Origin of the sequence: Bradyrhizobium sp. URHD0069 (assembly GCF_000701345.1) — a bacterium.
In the GTDB taxonomy this organism is placed as follows: domain Bacteria; phylum Pseudomonadota; class Alphaproteobacteria; order Rhizobiales; family Xanthobacteraceae; genus Bradyrhizobium.
Genome location: NZ_JNIJ01000015.1, coordinates 151323 through 166807, shown reverse-complemented (window position 1 = coordinate 166807; position 15485 = coordinate 151323). Strand labels below are relative to the sequence as shown.

Below are 15485 nucleotides of genomic sequence, written 5' to 3'. Positions count from 1 at the left end.
TCGAAAGTTCTTCTGGCCGCTCGGCCGTCGCCCGGACGACCACCCCGGCCTCAGCGAGTTCGGCTTTTAGCGGGGAGTTGGACGGCTCTCTTCCAGGCTCGATAGGCGGCATTCGAACTCGGCACGCCGCGTCCTTATGTTTTGCTGGTACGACAATCGCCGAACGTCGCGCGAGCGCCCATGAGTTCCATCACGCGGCGTACCGCAGATACAAGGGTTTCGCCTTATCGATAGACCGTGACCGACGACGCGCCGCGGCACTTCGTCGACAACGGCGAAACCTTGATCGTGGTCGGCCTGAAACCCGGCCCGCACAAGGTGCTGGTCGAACTGGCCGACCCCACCCACCGCGTGATCGACAGCAAGACCTTCAGCTTTGAGATCCCGCCACCACCGGGCGCGCATTGACGGGCGGGCGTGGAACGTTCGAATCGACAATCCGTGATGCGTTTTGAAAGACGAACACCGCGCAAGGTTATCAAATATGAGAGGATCGCTTGCTCCTCTCTGCTGCTGTGGAAACGAACGGCGGCAGGACTTCGGAGGGCTTCCCATGACAAAGACATTTCTCATTACCGGCGTCTCTTCCGGTTTCGGGAGGGCGCTTGGAGAAGCAGCGATTGCCGATGGTCACACCGTCGTTGGGACCGTGCGCAAGGAATCTGACAAGGCCGAATTCGAAAAGCTGGACAAAAACGCCCATGCGAAGATGCTCGATGTGATGGATACGGCAAAAATCGCGCCGACTGTTGCCGATATCGAGAACAACATTGGCGCCATCGATGTGCTGGTGAACAATGCCGGTTACGGGCACGAAGGCATTTTGGAAGAGTCGTCCATGGAGGATCTGCGCCGTCAGTTCGAGGTGAATGTGTTTGGTGCGGTAGCGATGATCCAGGCGGTTCTGCCCTACATGCGAAAGCGCCGCGCAGGGCGCATCCTCAACATTACGTCGGAGGGAGGCATCATCACGTTTCCGGGTGTCAGTTTCTATCACGGCAGTAAATTTGCGCTGGAGGGTATTTCCGAAAGCCTAGGCAAGGAAGTCGAGAAACTCGGAATCCATGTCACCGCGATCGAGCCCGGCGGATTCCGGACCGATTGGGCCGGTCGTTCGTTGGTGCGCGCGCCGCGCTCAATCCCCGACTATGATGAAATATTCGAGCCGTTACGCAAGCGCCGCATGGAGGGCAGCGGCAGGCAGGTGGGCGACCCCAAAAAAGCCGCGCAGGCCATGCTCAAGCTCGTGACCTCCGACAACCCGCCGGCGCATTTGCTGCTCGGCAGCGATGCAGTGCGGCTGGTCGATGAGAAGATGAAGGCGCTGCAGGCCGATCTCGATGCCTGGAAAAGCGTTTCGCTCTCCACCGACGTTTCTTAATCGTCCGAGACAAGTGGAAGCTAAGCGCAGCTCCTACACTAGCGCCCCAGCCGGGATCATCGGCGTCGTAAAAAGACAATTGTTTCAGGAGTTCCCCGAGCGATGCCCTCTCCCAAAGCAGTCGCGAACAGCGGTTTAATCACCAAGCAGAGCAAGTACACTGTTGAGGAGACGATCGAACGGTTCGAAGCAGCCATCAAATCGAAAGCTTCAAGCGGATGGGTCATCTTCAGTCGGCTCGATCACGGGGCTGCGGCAAAGAACGCTGGACAGGAAATGCGGCCGCGAACGGTGATCATTTTTGGTAATCCGCAGGGCGGAACGACGCCGATGACGAAGAGCGCGACACTCGCGATCGATCTTCCGATGAAGGCGCTGGTTTGGCAGGACGACCAGGATAAGGTTTGGTTGACTTACAATTCAAGCGAGTACGCTGCCAAGCAAATTTATCCGCGTCATGGTCTCAGCTTATCTGACGACGCGACAAAAATGCTTGGGCAATTCCTTGCCGAGGCCAGCGACCTAAGCGCCCAATAGGCCCAACAAATCCCGCTTCGCGCAATTCACCGCCCTCTCCCACAAGGGGAGAGGGAATTAAAACGGCAGCGCCTTAAAACACCAGCGCCTTGACCTGCTTCACCTGCGGCAGTGCCTGCACCTTCGCCAGCACGTCCGCCGGCACCGCACCGTCGACCTCGACCAGCGCGATGGCGTCGCCGCCCGGCTCGTTGCGGCCGAGATGGAAGGTCGCGATGTTGATTTTGGCATCGCCAAGCAGGCCCGCGAAGTGGCCGATGAAGCCCGGCTTGTCCTCGTTGGTAACGTAGATCATCGACTTGCCGAACTCGGCGTCGACGCGAATGCCCTTGATGTCGACGAGCCGCGGCTTGCCGTCGGCATAGACCGTACCGGACACCGAGCGCTCCTGCCGCTCGGTGGTGACGGCGACCGTGATCAGGCTTTCGTAGTCGCTCTGCGCCGCGCGCGCGATCTCGTCGACCACCATGCCCCGCTCCTTGGCGACGACCGGCGCCGAGACCACGTTGACGTCGCCCAGCATCGGCCGCAGCAGCCCCGACAGCACCGCCGAGGTCAGCGCCTTGATCTTCATTTCGGCGACATGACCCTCATAGGTAATCTGCACCTTCAGAATGCCGCTCTCGGTGAGCTGGCCGGCGAACGAGCCGAGCTTTTCGGCAAGCGCGATGAACGGTTTCAGCTTCGGCGCCTCTTCCGCGGTGATCGAGGGGAAGTTGACCGCGTTGGAGATCGCGCCGCTCAGGAGATAATCCGACATCTGCTCGGCAACCTGCAGCGCGACATTCTCCTGCGCCTCGGTGGTGGCAGCGCCAAGATGCGGCGTGCAGATCACGTTGGGATGGCCGAACAGCACGTTTGACGTAGCCGGCTCCTCGACGAACACGTCGAACGCCGCGCCCGCGACATGCCCGGAGTTCAGCGCATCGACCAGCGCCCGCTCGTCGACCAGGCCGCCGCGCGCGCAATTGACGATGCGCACGCCTTTCTTCATCCTGGCCAGCGCAGCCGCGTTGATGATGTTGCGGGTCTTCTCGGTCAGCGGCGTATGCAGCGTGATGAAATCGGCGCGCTTGAGCAGATCGTCGAGATCGACCTTTTCGACGCCGATATCCTTGGCGCGCTCCGGCGACAGGAAGGGATCGAACGCGATCACTTTCATCCGCAGGCCGAGCGCGCGATCGGCGACGATCGAACCGATGTTGCCGCAGCCGATCACGCCCAGCGTCTTCGCGGTGATCTCCACGCCCATGAAGCGGTTCTTCTCCCACTTGCCGGCCTGGGTGGAGGCATCGGCCTGCGGAATTTCGCGGGCCAGCGCCAGCATTAGGGTGATCGCATGTTCGGCTGTGGTGATCGAATTGCCGAACGGCGTATTCATCACGATGATGCCCTTGGCGGTGGCGGCCGATATCTCGACATTGTCGACGCCGATCCCGGCGCGGCCGATCACTTTCAGCCGCTTTGCCTTGTCCAGGATTTTCGCGGTGGCCTTGGTGGCAGAGCGGATCGCGAGACCGTCGTAATCGCCGATGATTTCGGCGAGCTTTTCCTTGTCCTTGCCGAGATTGGGCTGGAAATCGACTTCGATGCCGCGGTCTTTGAAGATCTGCACGGCGGCGGGCGACAAGGCGTCAGAAATGAGAACTTTGGGTTTGGTCATTGGGATGATCCGTTGATGGACGATGCATTTGATGTCGTCACCCCCGGGCTTGACCCGGGGGTCCATCTCTTTCGATGGATGGCCGGGTCAAGCCCGGCCATGACGAGGAGATGAACGAACTTACGCCGCCGTCGCGAGCGAAGCCTTGATTTCGGCGAAGGCCCAGTCGATCCACTGCGTCAGCAGCGCGACGTCGCTGGCTTCCACGGTGGCGCCGCACCAGATCCGAAGGCCCGCAGGCGCATCGCGATAGTGCGCGAAATCATAACCGGCGCCTTCTTTCTCGACCAAGGCAACCAGCTTCTTGGCAAAATCCGCTTGCGCGTCCGCGGTCAGCGCGGTGATCGCGGGATCGACCACCTTCATGCAGACCGAGGTATTGGAACGGATCGCCGGATCCTTTGCCAAAAAATCGATCCAAGGCGTTTTCGCCCGCCAGTCGGCGAGCACCTTGGTGTTGGCGTCGGCGCGCGCGATCAGGGCCTTGAGCCCGCCAACCGATTTCGCCCAGTTCAGCGCGTCGAGATAATCCTCGACGCACAACATCGACGGCGTGTTGATGGTTTCACCCTCGAAGATACCTTCGTTGAGTTTGCCGCCCTTGGTCATGCGGAAGATTTTCGGCAGCGGCCATGCCGGCTTGTAGCTCTCGAGCCGCGCCACCGCGCGCGGTGAGAGCACCAGCATGCCATGTGCGGCCTCGCCGCCCAGCGCCTTTTGCCAGGAGAACGTCACCACATCGAGCTTGGGCCAGTCGAGCTGCTGGGCGAACGCCGCCGAGGTGGCGTCGCAGATGGTGAGGCCTTCGCGCTTCGCGCTGATCCAGTCGGCATTGGGAACGCGCACGCCCGAGGTGGTACCGTTCCAGGTGAAGACGATGTCGGAAGCGGGATCGGCCTTGCCCAGATCGGGGATTTCGCCATAGCCGGCGTGCAGCTTGGTCACATCCTTGAGCTTGAGTTCCTTGACGATATCGGTGACCCAGCCTTCGCCGAAGGATTCCCAGGCGATCGTGGTCACTGGCCGCGCGCCGAGCAGCGACCATAGCGCCATTTCGACCGCGCCGGTATCCGACGCCGGCACGATGCCGATCCTGTAACCGGCAGGCACCTCAAGCACTTCGCGCGTCAATTCGATCGCCAGCTTGAGCTTGGCTTTGCCGATTTTCGCACGATGCGAACGGCCAAGGGCGGCGTCTTTGAGATTTTGGGTGTTCCAGCCGGGGCGCTTGGCACAGGGGCCGGAAGAAAAATGCGGCACATTCGGCCGCAAAGCGGGCTTCGCTGCAGTCATAATCTATCCTTCCAGATAGCAAGCCTCCCGTTGGGGGGAGGTGTCCCGCCGCGGTGCATAAGGGAAACACCTGGAATGGTCAAGGAACTTTGGAAGGATCACGGGCGATTGAAGGCTGGATGTCCGCTTGCGCCGACAATGGCGGGCCGGCTTGCGAATCCAGCAGTTCCGCCGCGACGGTGACGAGTCTGGCGGATCTTCGTCTGCTGGTAATTCTCAGGACGCTCTTTTCGTCCGCCTGCACGACGTACTCATTACCGATCCTGACAATCGAATAATTCTTCATTGAGATCCCCAAGCGGCCCGCGCCCGACGGGATACGTCCTGATGCCACGCATCGTTCCGCCGAAAAAATTACGGAACGCTGGTTAGTTTATCGCGCGTTAACTGCATCGAATCGCGAAACGCCTTTCGCAATCGGCGCAAGGCGCTGCCAGATCGGTGTTGGCTGTATCAAAATCGTAATGTCATCCCGACGTGGCTCGGCTGAAATCCGAGCCGCGCGTAGAATCGCTGCGCATCGACACGGCTATTGTGCGTGAACAGCTCGACCAGCTTGCAACCTTTCGTGCGTGCCTCCGCAACCGCCCATCGCACCATCTGTTCTCCGATGCCGCGGCTGCGGCAATGGCTGGCGACACGAACGTCCTCGATCAGGCCGCGCGAGGCGCCCTGCGAGCTTAGCCCCGGCAGGATACAGAGCTGCAGACAGCCGACGACGGCACCGTCACCATCCTCTGCAACCGCGAGCCGGATATGCGGGTCGCGGTCAAGCGCTTCGAACGCGCGGAAATAAGACGGCGGCAGCGGGTCTTCGAGCCGTTCGCGCGCGCTGCCGAGCGGATCGTCCGCCAGCATCGCCACGATGAATCCGACGTCGTCGCGGCGGGCGCGCCGGATGGTAGTCGAAGAAATTGCGGCCATGATCTTTCCCGTGGGTCTCAGCGCGCTGGTGCCAGGCCAAGCGACTTTTCGGTCTCGCCGATCCAGCGCCGCACGGCGGCATAGCCGTCGAGGTGAAAGCCCCCCTCATGCGCCACCCTCGTATAGGCCAGCAGCGAGACGTCGGCGAGCGAGACGGCCTCGCCGACCAGGAATCGCGTCGCCGCAAGCTGATGCTCCATGCGCGCCAGCGCGGCATAGCCGCGCTTGATCTTGTCGGGATCGAGATCGGATGCCGGCTTGCCGAGATAAACCATCTGAAAGCGGCACACCGCGATATAGGGCTCGTGACTATACTGTTCCCAGAACAGCCACTCATCCATCTTTGCGGCCGCAAACGCATCGGCTGGAATGAGATCGCTGCCGCGGGCGAGGTATCGGATGACGGCGTTGGATTGCGCCAGCGTGCGACCGTCGTCGAATTCGACCGCCGGCACCTGGCCTGCACTGTTGAGCTTGAGAAACTGCGTCGTGCGGGTCTCGCGCTTGAGCGTATCGACGCCGATCCAGGTGTAGGGCAGCGCCAGCCTGTCGCAGACCCATTTCACTTTCAGGCAATTGCCCGAATTGGTATCGCCGTAGATTTTCATCAATGCGCGGCCCTCCCGGAAAGGAGCGGCATCGGACCAGCCGCATCATTTCCTGTCAAGGCGCGGCAGCGCTCAAGGTCAGAACTTGTAGCCAATGCCGGCGCGCACGCTGTTCAGCGTCACGACGGTATCCTTCACCTTCAGGAACTTGATGTATTCCCACTCGCCCCGCATGAACAGGTTACCATACAGGAGGTATTCCACCCCAAGACCGCCGGTCCAGCCGGCCACGAAGCTATTGGTCCGCTCTTCGCCTATGGTCGTCGAAAGCGATGGAATCGCGCTGAAAACCGGAGGCAGAGTGACCGGGACGCCACCCACAATCGCGACTTCATCGTCCCGCAATACGACGTTGCTCGACACCGAGCGCGAAACTTGCATCCGGCCGACGGCCACGCCGCCGAAAACGTAGGGCAGGAAGTCGCCGGCGGCCCAACCCGCGCGACCGCGGAGTGTCAGCACATCTTTGACCACCACCGCGGCGCCGCCTTCGAGACTGGTGTTGTAGGTGTAGGTGTGGTTGGGCGGAGGAGCGGAGCCGGGGGGATTTACGATGGCGAGCGCGAGCGAGCCTGATGAAGCACTGGCAAGTCGGTTCATGTAATTGTAATTGGCTTCAACGCTGAAGACGAGATCGTCCCACTGATAATTGCGGCCGACGAACGCGCCGAAATTGGTGTTTTGGGTGTGGGTCTTGTTCAGCACCGACCATTCCGCCGTCGGCTGCTGAAGCACGCTGTTCCGGAAGAGATGATTCGTCAGGCCAACAATCGAGCGGCCGAAATCGGTTTCCGCCGATGTGTAGCCGACCTGACCGCCGACGTACCAGCCGTCCCAATTCCGGGTCGCCGTGCTCGGCCCTCCCGGAAAACTTCCGCGAAGAAAATCAGGCATGTCGGCCGCTTGCGTGCCGGACGTCGCCCCGAACATCACCGCCGCCAGCAGAAACCTACGCATCGCAACGCTCCCATCGAACACTCTGACCTGAAGCTGATCATCGCTCGTTAACCTTAACCAATCGTTGTCCCAGGGCTCACGGCGCAAAACAAAACGGCGCGGGAAGATCCCGCGCCGTTAGCAAACGTTAACAGATAAGAAGCTCGATCAGCCCTTGCGGATCAACGGCGGCGGCGCGTAAACCGGCGGGTTTTCAAGATCCCATCGCACGCCGAGCTTGAGGTCATGCGAGGTGATGTTCTTGAACGTCGTCGGGTTGACCATGGCATTAGTACCGTCGAAGGTCCGGAGGTCGCCGGTCAGGCCGTTGCCCATATCGAGGTAACGATATGCGAGTTCGACGGTGAAGTTCGGTGTGACCTTGTAGGCAACACCTGCGTGCAGCGCCCAGGCGAGATTCCACTTCGATACGTTATCGCCGAAAGCGAGACCCGGCAGTGCGCCGCCGCCATTGTTCGTGATGCCCTGGTCGGTAAAGTTGGCGATGGAAACCCGCGCCCCGCCGACGCCCGCGCCGATGAACGGCGTGATGCACCACCAGGTACCGAGATCGACATAGGCGTTGGCGAGAACCACCCACTCAGACTTGGTGGCGTGATAGGTGTTCGTGCCGAAGCCACCCGGAAACGTGATGGCGTCCGTTCCGAAGAATTGCGAATTGCCGCGATACTCACCGGTGACATCGGCGCGGAACCAGTTGTTGAACTTGTAACCGACGCCGAGGCCGAAGATGCCGGCGGTGTTGAAGCCCAGGTTCTGAACCGAGGAGGTGGTGGTAACGTCCCGCGCGTTATCCAGCCGCTTGACGCGCTGATTGCTGAAACCGATATCGCCGCGCAGATACCATCCACCGAAATCCTCGACCGGAGGCGGCGCATACATGGGCGGCGGCATGATGGCCATGTCTGCGGCAAACGCCATCGACGACAGCAGGGATGCCGCTCCGGCGGCAACGAAAGACTTAACGCAACGCATTGGCTTCGTCCTTTTGTCCGGTGAGGCAGACAACGGAGGCCTCACACCTTGAAATTGACGGGCGAACGATGGCACCAAATACTTAAGCGCCGCTTAACCCTAATTTTTAAGGTTGATAATCTGTTGCGCCAGAGCGTGAGCGGCTTGGCGATAGGATCATCGCGCAGTTTCAATATTTTGGAGCGCGATCGGACGCAAAACCGGACACACCTTTGCTGATCGCGCTCCAACGATTTTTCGCAACGATGAAATCGCGCAGCAAGACGTGGCGGAATCGCCACAACTGCTAACAATGCATTGATGAAGGCCCGGAGAATTCCACGCGGCCCGGCCGGCCCTTAGTGCGCGGTTCTCGGCAGCTTCGGCAGGAACACCGCGAGCAGCCCGATCGCCGGCAGGAACGCGCAGATCTGATAGACGAACGCGAGACTGGTGTGGTCGGCGAACTTGCCGAGCAGGGCGGCGCCGAGACCGCCGAAGCCGAACGCAAATCCGAAGAACACCCCGGAGATCATCCCGAAGCGGTGCGGCATCAATTCCTGTGCTAACACGATGATCGACGACGTTGCCGACGAAATGATGAAGCCGATGAACACCGTCAGCACCGCGCTGGCGTACAAGCCGGCATAGGGCAGCGCCAGCGTGAACGGCAGCGCACCTAGAATCGAAAACCAGATCACGTATTTGCGGCCGAAGCGGTCACCCATCGGCCCGCCGAAGAATGCCCCCGCCGCATTCGAGGCGAGGAAAATAAAGAGATAGAGCTGAGCAGCCTGGGTCGAGACGGCGAACTTGTCGATCAGATAGAATATGTAATAGCTCGACAGGCTCGCCACATAGAGCTGCTTCGAGAACAATAGCCCGACCAGCACCACCAGCGCGACCATGACCCGACGCGAGCTCGGCGCGTCCGGATGCGCAGGAAGCGGCGCCATCTTTTTTGCTGTGATCTGCGGTTTGTACCAGTGCCCGACGCGCCACAGGATCACGATCGCCAGGAATGCGATCGAGGAAAACCAGGCGATGCTCGGCTGACCGAACGGCACCACGATCAACGCCGCGAGCAGCGGCCCCATCGAGGTTCCGAAATTGCCGCCCAGCTGAAACACCGATTGCGCAAAGCCGTAGCGACCGCCCGAGGCAAGGCGCGCGATCCGCGCCGATTCCGGATGAAAAACCGCCGAGCCCAGTCCGATCAGGGACGCCGCAATCAGAATAATTCCGTAACGATGCGCGACGCTAAGCAGCAGCAATCCAAAGAAAGTGAATCCCATGCCGATGGCGAGCGAGAACGGCTGAGCTTTCTTGTCGGTGAAATACCCGACCACCGGCTGTAGCAAGGAAGCCGTGAACTGGAACGCCAGCGTGATCAATCCGATTTGCGCGAAGTCGAGCGCGTAATTGTCCTTCAGAATCGGATACACGGAAGCGATCAGCGACTGCATGGTGTCGTTGAGGAAATGCGAAAAGCTGATTCCCGCCAGTACGACATAGGCTGGCCCCGCGACGCCTGCCGGGGCGGCGGAGCCGGGCTTCAGGTCCGGCACGATCACCGGCGCAACCAGCGCTTCTTCGGAGACGACGACAGGCTTGTTCAAAGAGTAATTCCCAGAGGCGGAGTCGCAGGCAATAGGCGTTTCCTAGGACGCGAGCGTTAGGCCGACCAGCACCATTAATTGATGGCTGCGATGCGATTGGCGCGCTTAAGCCGCCGCGGTCTGGCCGAGCGCGGTGACGATGCGATCGACCACTTCTTCCACCAGGATGCGATCGTCGCCCTCGCCCATCACGCGGATCACCGGCTCGGTGCCGGAGGAGCGGACCAGCAACCGGCCATGGCCGTCGAGCCGTTTTTCGCCGGCGTCGATGGCCAACTTGACCTCGGCGTCGTCGAGCGGCTTGCCGCTGCGATAGCGCACGTTCTTCAGGACTTGCGGCAATGGATCGAAGCGGTGACAGACCTCCGACACCGGGCGGCGAAGTTTTTGCACCACCGCGAGCACCTGCAATGCCGAGACAAAGCCGTCGCCGGTGGTGGCGTAGTCCGACAGAATGATGTGACCGGAGGGCTCGCCGCCAAGATTGTAGCCGCCGCTCAACATCCGTTCGAGCACATAGCGATCGCCGACCGGCGTGCGCAGCAGCTCAATGCCCTGCGCTTCGAGAAAACGCTCCAATCCCAGATTCGACATCACGGTCGAGACGACGCCCGGCTTGGCGAGGCGGCCGTCTTCCTTCCAGCTTTGCGCGATCACCGCGAGCAGCTGGTCGCCATCGACGAGGTGTCCGCGCTCATCGGCCAGGATGACCCGATCGGCATCGCCGTCGAGCGCGATGCCGATGTCGGCGCGCATTTCGCGCACCTTGCGGCTTAGCGCTTCCGGCGAGGTGGATCCGCACTCCTTGTTGATGTTGAACCCGTCCGGCTCGACGCCGATGGAAACAACATCGGCGCCCAGTTCCCACAGCGCTTCCGGCACCACCTTATAGGCCGCGCCGTTGGCGCAATCGACTACCACGCGCAAGCCGTCCAGGCTGAGGTCGCGCGGCAGCGTACGCTTGGCGAATTCGATGTAGCGGTCATGGACGCCGTCGATGCGACGGGCGCGCCCGAGGCTGGCGCTCTGCGCCAGGCGCTTGTCGAGTGATTCGTCAATCAACTGCTCGATCTGCCTTTCGACATCGTCGGACAGTTTGAAGCCCTGCGGGCCGAACAGCTTGATGCCGTTGTCTTCGAACAGATTATGCGAAGCGGAAATCATCACGCCGAGATCGGCGCGCATCGACTTGGTCAGCATCGCCACCGCCGGTGTCGGCATCGGGCCGAGCAGCAGCACGTCCATGCCGACGGAAGTAAAGCCGGCGACCATGGCGTATTCGATCATGTATCCCGAAAGACGCGTGTCCTTGCCGATGACGACGCGATGGCGATGCTCGCCGCGCTGAAACACCAATCCGGCCGCCTGCCCGACTTTGAGCGCTAGCTCCGGCGTGATCAAACCGTTGGCACGGCCCCGAATCCCGTCCGTGCCGAAATATTTGCGGCTCATATATCCCCCGGCATCCCCAGGACTCTCAAACCAACCGGCGAGAAACTCAGGCCCGCCATCCCGGCGTGCAGGTGTTATAATGCTTTCGGCACTAAATGGCTTCAAAAAATATGATAAATCATTGCCGTCGGCCAATCGGGAATTAATTGGTTAACATATTGTAAATATTCGCATTATGTCGGCTGCCGGGCCTTGGCGCGGTCGCTGGCTAGTCCTTGCGCCTGATGCAATGGTCGCTTTTCGAAGGCGGCGGCTGGATGACATTGACCGGGTCTGAAGCCGGAAAGGTCTCCATCAGCGCTTCCTCCAAGACCCGATCCAGCTGGCGCTTTTCGGCCTCTTTGGCGCCCTTCTGGTCGGAGCGTGATCCGGTCATGGATGGCCTCCTGACACGATGCCCATTCCGCGGAGCGATTTGGCGGATAGCCCAGCCATGCTAGATGACTGCACGTTCGAAAAAAACAAGAAGGGCCGGGAGCGCGTATGAAGCACATTACCTGCATCGAGGATCTACGCCAGGTCCATAGGCGCAAAGTGCCCAAGGCATTTTTCGATTACGCCGACCGCGGCTCCTACGCCGAGGAAACGTTGCGCGCCAATCGCGACGATCTCCAGCAGATCAAGTTTCGCCAGCGCATCCTGGTGGATGTGTCGAAACGCGATCTCTCGACCACGATACTCGGCGAGCCTGCTGCGCTGCCGCTGAGCCTGGCGCCGATCGGGCTGTGCGGCATGCAGTTCGGCGACGGCGAAATTCACGCCTGCCGCGCCGCGCAGGCCGCCGGCATTCCGTTCACGCTGAGCACCATGTCGATCTGCTCGATCGAGGATGTCGCCGCCAACGTCGACAAGCCCTTCTGGTTTCAGCTCTACGTCATGAAGGACCGCGGCTTCATCAAGGCGCTGATCGAGCGCGCGATCGCGGCAAAATGCAGCGCGCTGGTGTTGACCGTCGATTTGCAGGTGATCGGGCAGCGTCATCAGGACATCAAGAACGGCATGACGGTGCCGCCGGAATGGACGCTGTCAAAGCTTTTCGATTTCGCCACCAAGCCTGCATGGGTATCCGGCGTGCTGCGCGGCAAGCGCCGCACCTTCGGCAATCTCGCCGGCCATCTCAAAGGTACCGACGATATCACCGCGCTGGGGACGTGGATCGGGACGCAATTCGACACCACGCTGAACTGGAAAGACGTCGAGTGGATCCGCAGCATCTGGCCCGGCAAGCTGATCCTCAAAGGCATTCTCGACATCGAGGACGCCCAGGAAGCGGCGAAGACCGGCGCGCAGGCGCTGGTGGTCTCCAATCACGGCGGCCGGCAGCTCGATGGCGCGCCGTCGTCGATCGAGGTGCTGCCGGAGATCGCCGACGCCATCGGCTCGCAGATGGAAATCATGTTCGATGGCGGCATTCGCTCAGGTCAGGACGTGATGCGGGCGCTCGCGCTAGGCGCCAAATCCTGCATGATCGGCCGTGCCTACATTTATGGCCTCGGCGCCTTCGGCGGCCCCGGCGTTGCCAAGGCGATCGATATCATCCGCAACGAGCTCAGCACCACCATGGGCCTGTGCGGCGTCAACACCATCGCCGAGATCGACGACCACGTGCTGGCGATCTAGCAGCGAAGCAGTCCTCGGCCCGCGCAAGCCAACGGATCGGGGCAAAGCGCCGTCCGATGACAGGCTCCGCGCGAGCCGGGACCCTTAACCGGCGGCCTTCATTGTTACGAAAGCTGTCTGCCCTCAGCGCCGCATGATAGTGCACGGCGTGTGGGTCCCCGCGTTCGCGGGGACGACCCGTTGAGATGCCTATTGGAGGTTTTTCGCAACTACATCGGCGGCGTGATGCCATCGCGACCGACATTGACGCGGTTGGCTTCCAGTGTGCCGTCGTCCTTCTTCGTGGCGCCGAAGATGATGATCTTGGCACCCGGCTTGAGTTCGGACTTGTCGCCCGCAACGAACGTCACGATCGGTGTATTCGGCGGCACCACGACTTTCTTTTCGCCGTCCTTGTATTTGACCAGAATGTTCTGACCATCGGTGCCGGCGACCGTCTCGGCGACGGTAGCGTTCGTCATGGTGCTGTTGGCACGGGCATCCCAGGGCCGGAAGCCTTCGGCCGCGCCACGCTGGGTCTCGGGGAAGATATGAACGGCGATCGCCTTCTGGGTGCCGTCAGGCTCGGGCATCGCTGTAACGCCGATGTACGACCCCTGCTTGATCTCGGACAACGCGGTCTTGGCGACGCCGAACACGGCCACATTGTCGGTCACCCGCACCTTCAAGTCGGCACCTTCGCGGGATTTCACCGTTAGCAAGGAACCATCGACGGCTTCGATGGTGCCGCGAATCCGAACCGTCGGCGGCTGCTGCGCCCACGCTACCGATGCGAGCACGGATACGGCTGTAAGCGCAGCCGCGAACACGCGCGGCAACGACAAGGCAACTTTCGGCATGACGTTCCCTCCCAGATGTTTTTACCAGACACGCAACCGGAAAACCCCGCAGTCGCGGAGCTATTCCCAGTCGAGCGAGCAGACGGCCTTGGCCGGTCTCACATCGGTGGCGTCAAGCCGTCGCGGCCGACGCTGACCCGGTTGGTTTCGAGCGAACCGTCCGGCAGCTTCTTCATGAAGGCGATCACCTTGGCGCCGGCCTTCAGATCGGATTTGTCGGCGGGAACATAGGTCACAACAGGCGTATCGGGCGAGACCACGACTTTCTTCTCGCCGCCTTTGTATTTGACCATCAAGGTGTGACCGTCATTGCTTGCGACGGTCTCGGCCACGGTCGCATTGGTCATGGTGCTGTTCGGACGCAGATCGTAGGGCCGGGATCCCTCCCCGGTGCCGCGCATGTTTTCCGGAAACACGTGAACCTCGACCGCGTTTTGGCTGCCGTCCGGTCCCGGCACCGTGGTGGCGCCGATGAAGGAGCCAATCTTGATGTCGGACAGCGAGATCCTGGTGATGCCCGCCACCTGCACGTCGCGGGTCATGTGCAGCTTGACGTCCTCGCCGCCGCGCGATTTGACGGCGAGCACATCGCCGTCAACGCCTTCGATGGTGCCGCGAAGGCGCGACGGCGTAGGCGGCTGTTGGGCGATTGCGTAGAGGGACGATGCGACAACCATCGCAACTGCGACAAGCGGACGAGTAAACGTTGAGCGATAAACGATCATAAGGTGTTCTCCTGTGCCACCGTAACAGAGACACCAGCGCTTCAACGATATTCCAATTCAAACCTTTGTGAGATCGGCCTCCACCAGCGCACGAAGCTCTGATGTGACTTCAGGGCGCTGTCCGAACCACAATTCGAATCCGCGCACCGCCTGATGCAGCAGCATGCCGAGCCCATCGGCGGTCTTCAACCCGCGCGCCCGCGCCGCCGACAGCAACAGCGTCTCCAGCGGCACATAGACGAGGTCAGCGACCACGGCATGCGCCGGCAACAGCCTGACGTCGACCTCCAGCGCCGGCTGGCCGTGCATGCCCAGCGACGTCGTGTTCACCAGCAAGCCCACGCGCGGCAGCAGATCGCTGAGAGTATCCCATGAAGCGACATGAACGCCGGCGCCGAACTGATCCGCAAGCGCGCGGGCTCGTTCGATAGTCCGGTTTGCCAGATGCACGCGTTTGACGCCGCGCTCGATCAATCCGAACACCACCGCGCGCGCCGAGCCCCCGGCGCCAAGCACCAGCGCATCCTCGACACCGTCCCAGCCCGCCGCGCAGGCGTCCAGGTTGTTGATAAAACCTTCGATGTCGGTGTTGGTCGAGCGCAGTTCGCCGCCCTCATACCACAGCGTATTGGCCGCACCGACGGCGCGGGCGCGGTCGTCCGGCGCCGACAGCGCCAGCGCGCGCTCCTTGTGCGGAATGGTGACGTTGGCGCCGACAAAACCGTGGGTCGACAGGTGCAACACGAACTCGGCAAAGCCTTCGGGCGGCACCGCCTCGATGTTGTAGCCGCCCTCGATGCCGAGCTTCCGCAGCCAGTAATGATGGATCAGCGGCGAGCGCGAATGCGCCGCCGGCCACCCGATCAGACACGCGGCGCGCGGTTTATTCACGCCACATCTCTCTAACTACAGC

The 15485-nt window shown here is 61.3% G+C and carries 16 protein-coding genes and 1 pseudogene; 4 read left to right on the top strand and 13 right to left on the bottom strand.

Features of this window, described 5'->3' with window-relative positions; all coding sequences use genetic code 11:
• Nucleotides 1-243: 243 nt before the first annotated feature.
• The 3 genes and pseudogenes from N554_RS39795 to N554_RS0110445 all read left to right on the top strand — a co-directional run.
• A pseudogene (locus N554_RS39795) lies at nucleotides 244-408 on the top strand (DUF6130 family protein); the annotation flags it as partial.
• Nucleotides 409-553: 145 nt separating this feature from the next.
• Nucleotides 554-1381, top strand: coding sequence for an oxidoreductase (locus N554_RS0110450; protein WP_029583417.1), 828 nt, complete (start codon nucleotides 554-556; stop codon nucleotides 1379-1381).
• 102 nt (nucleotides 1382-1483) lie between these two features.
• Nucleotides 1484-1918, top strand: coding sequence for a DUF302 domain-containing protein (locus tag N554_RS0110445; RefSeq protein ID WP_036052850.1), 435 nt, complete (start codon nucleotides 1484-1486; stop codon nucleotides 1916-1918).
• 73 nt (nucleotides 1919-1991) lie between these two features.
• Here the strand turns inward: N554_RS0110445 and serA are convergent, their stop codons facing one another.
• The 10 genes from serA to N554_RS40930 form a co-directional block, all read right to left on the bottom strand.
• A complete protein-coding gene (gene serA / locus N554_RS0110440) occupies nucleotides 1992-3581 on the bottom strand; it encodes a phosphoglycerate dehydrogenase (RefSeq protein WP_029583415.1) in 1590 nt (529 codons plus the stop codon).
• A 120-nt stretch (nucleotides 3582-3701) separates the two neighbouring features.
• Nucleotides 3702-4874: a phosphoserine transaminase gene (locus tag N554_RS0110435; RefSeq protein WP_029583414.1), complete on the bottom strand. Its 1173-nt coding sequence runs from the start codon at nucleotides 4872-4874 to the stop codon at nucleotides 3702-3704.
• Between the two features lie 79 nt (nucleotides 4875-4953).
• A complete protein-coding gene (locus N554_RS35650) occupies nucleotides 4954-5160 on the bottom strand; it encodes a hypothetical protein (RefSeq protein WP_036052848.1) in 207 nt (68 codons plus the stop codon).
• Nucleotides 5161-5327: 167 nt separating this feature from the next.
• Nucleotides 5328-5798 carry a GNAT family N-acetyltransferase gene (locus N554_RS0110425; protein WP_029583413.1) on the bottom strand — a complete coding sequence of 157 codons (471 nt, stop codon included), beginning with the start codon at nucleotides 5796-5798 and terminating at the stop codon, nucleotides 5328-5330.
• A 17-nt stretch (nucleotides 5799-5815) separates the two neighbouring features.
• Nucleotides 5816-6406, bottom strand: a complete 591-nt coding sequence (locus N554_RS0110420) for a glutathione S-transferase family protein (protein ID WP_029583412.1) — start codon at nucleotides 6404-6406, stop codon at nucleotides 5816-5818.
• 78 nt (nucleotides 6407-6484) lie between these two features.
• Nucleotides 6485-7363 (bottom strand): outer membrane protein, encoded by an 879-nt coding sequence (locus tag N554_RS0110415; protein ID WP_029583411.1) that lies wholly within the window; start codon nucleotides 7361-7363, stop codon nucleotides 6485-6487.
• A 147-nt stretch (nucleotides 7364-7510) separates the two neighbouring features.
• Complete coding sequence (locus N554_RS0110410; RefSeq protein ID WP_029583410.1) at nucleotides 7511-8338, bottom strand: outer membrane protein; 828 nt, start codon at nucleotides 8336-8338, stop codon at nucleotides 7511-7513.
• A gap of 338 nt (nucleotides 8339-8676) precedes the next feature.
• Nucleotides 8677-9936 (bottom strand): MFS transporter, encoded by a 1260-nt coding sequence (locus tag N554_RS0110400; protein WP_029583409.1) that lies wholly within the window; start codon nucleotides 9934-9936, stop codon nucleotides 8677-8679.
• A gap of 105 nt (nucleotides 9937-10041) precedes the next feature.
• Nucleotides 10042-11388 carry a phosphoglucosamine mutase gene (glmM, locus tag N554_RS0110395; protein ID WP_029583408.1) on the bottom strand — a complete coding sequence of 449 codons (1347 nt, stop codon included), beginning with the start codon at nucleotides 11386-11388 and terminating at the stop codon, nucleotides 10042-10044.
• 208 nt (nucleotides 11389-11596) lie between these two features.
• The gene (locus N554_RS40930) at nucleotides 11597-11764 is read right to left on the bottom strand and encodes a hypothetical protein (protein ID WP_197033526.1); all 168 of its coding nucleotides are present in this window, start codon (nucleotides 11762-11764) and stop codon (nucleotides 11597-11599) included.
• Between the two features lie 107 nt (nucleotides 11765-11871).
• Between N554_RS40930 and N554_RS0110385 the strand changes: the two genes are divergently transcribed.
• Complete coding sequence (locus N554_RS0110385) at nucleotides 11872-13008, top strand: alpha-hydroxy acid oxidase (protein WP_029583407.1); 1137 nt, start codon at nucleotides 11872-11874, stop codon at nucleotides 13006-13008.
• 209 nt (nucleotides 13009-13217) lie between these two features.
• Here the strand turns inward: N554_RS0110385 and N554_RS0110380 are convergent, their stop codons facing one another.
• The 3 genes from N554_RS0110380 to N554_RS0110370 form a co-directional block, all read right to left on the bottom strand.
• Entirely contained in the window at nucleotides 13218-13847 is a 630-nt protein-coding gene (locus N554_RS0110380; protein ID WP_029583406.1) for a hypothetical protein, read from the bottom strand.
• 98 nt (nucleotides 13848-13945) lie between these two features.
• Complete coding sequence (locus tag N554_RS0110375) at nucleotides 13946-14572, bottom strand: hypothetical protein (protein ID WP_029583405.1); 627 nt, start codon at nucleotides 14570-14572, stop codon at nucleotides 13946-13948.
• A gap of 57 nt (nucleotides 14573-14629) precedes the next feature.
• Nucleotides 14630-15463 (bottom strand): shikimate dehydrogenase, encoded by an 834-nt coding sequence (locus N554_RS0110370; RefSeq protein WP_029583404.1) that lies wholly within the window; start codon nucleotides 15461-15463, stop codon nucleotides 14630-14632.
• Between the last annotated feature and the right edge of the window lie 22 nt (nucleotides 15464-15485).

Bases quoted from the DNA above. Each gene is read 5' to 3' on its own strand.
- glmM (WP_029583408.1), bottom strand. From the start codon at position 11,388: ATGAGCCGCAAATATTTCGGCACGGACGGGATTCGGGGCCGTGCCAAC.
- N554_RS0110420 (WP_029583412.1), bottom strand. From the start codon at position 6,406: ATGAAAATCTACGGCGATACCAATTCGGGCAATTGCCTGAAAGTGAAA.
- serA (WP_029583415.1), bottom strand. From the start codon at position 3,581: ATGACCAAACCCAAAGTTCTCATTTCTGACGCCTTGTCGCCCGCCGCC.
- N554_RS40930 (WP_197033526.1), bottom strand. From the start codon at position 11,764: ATGACCGGATCACGCTCCGACCAGAAGGGCGCCAAAGAGGCCGAAAAG.
- N554_RS0110425 (WP_029583413.1), bottom strand. From the start codon at position 5,798: ATGGCCGCAATTTCTTCGACTACCATCCGGCGCGCCCGCCGCGACGAC.
- N554_RS0110385 (WP_029583407.1), top strand. From the start codon at position 11,872: ATGAAGCACATTACCTGCATCGAGGATCTACGCCAGGTCCATAGGCGC.
- N554_RS0110445 (WP_036052850.1), top strand. From the start codon at position 1,484: ATGCCCTCTCCCAAAGCAGTCGCGAACAGCGGTTTAATCACCAAGCAG.
- N554_RS0110375 (WP_029583405.1), bottom strand. From the start codon at position 14,572: ATGATCGTTTATCGCTCAACGTTTACTCGTCCGCTTGTCGCAGTTGCG.
- N554_RS35650 (WP_036052848.1), bottom strand. From the start codon at position 5,160: ATGAAGAATTATTCGATTGTCAGGATCGGTAATGAGTACGTCGTGCAG.
- N554_RS0110380 (WP_029583406.1), bottom strand. From the start codon at position 13,847: ATGCCGAAAGTTGCCTTGTCGTTGCCGCGCGTGTTCGCGGCTGCGCTT.
- N554_RS0110410 (WP_029583410.1), bottom strand. From the start codon at position 8,338: ATGCGTTGCGTTAAGTCTTTCGTTGCCGCCGGAGCGGCATCCCTGCTG.
- N554_RS0110435 (WP_029583414.1), bottom strand. From the start codon at position 4,874: ATGACTGCAGCGAAGCCCGCTTTGCGGCCGAATGTGCCGCATTTTTCT.
- N554_RS0110450 (WP_029583417.1), top strand. From the start codon at position 554: ATGACAAAGACATTTCTCATTACCGGCGTCTCTTCCGGTTTCGGGAGG.
- N554_RS0110415 (WP_029583411.1), bottom strand. From the start codon at position 7,363: ATGCGTAGGTTTCTGCTGGCGGCGGTGATGTTCGGGGCGACGTCCGGC.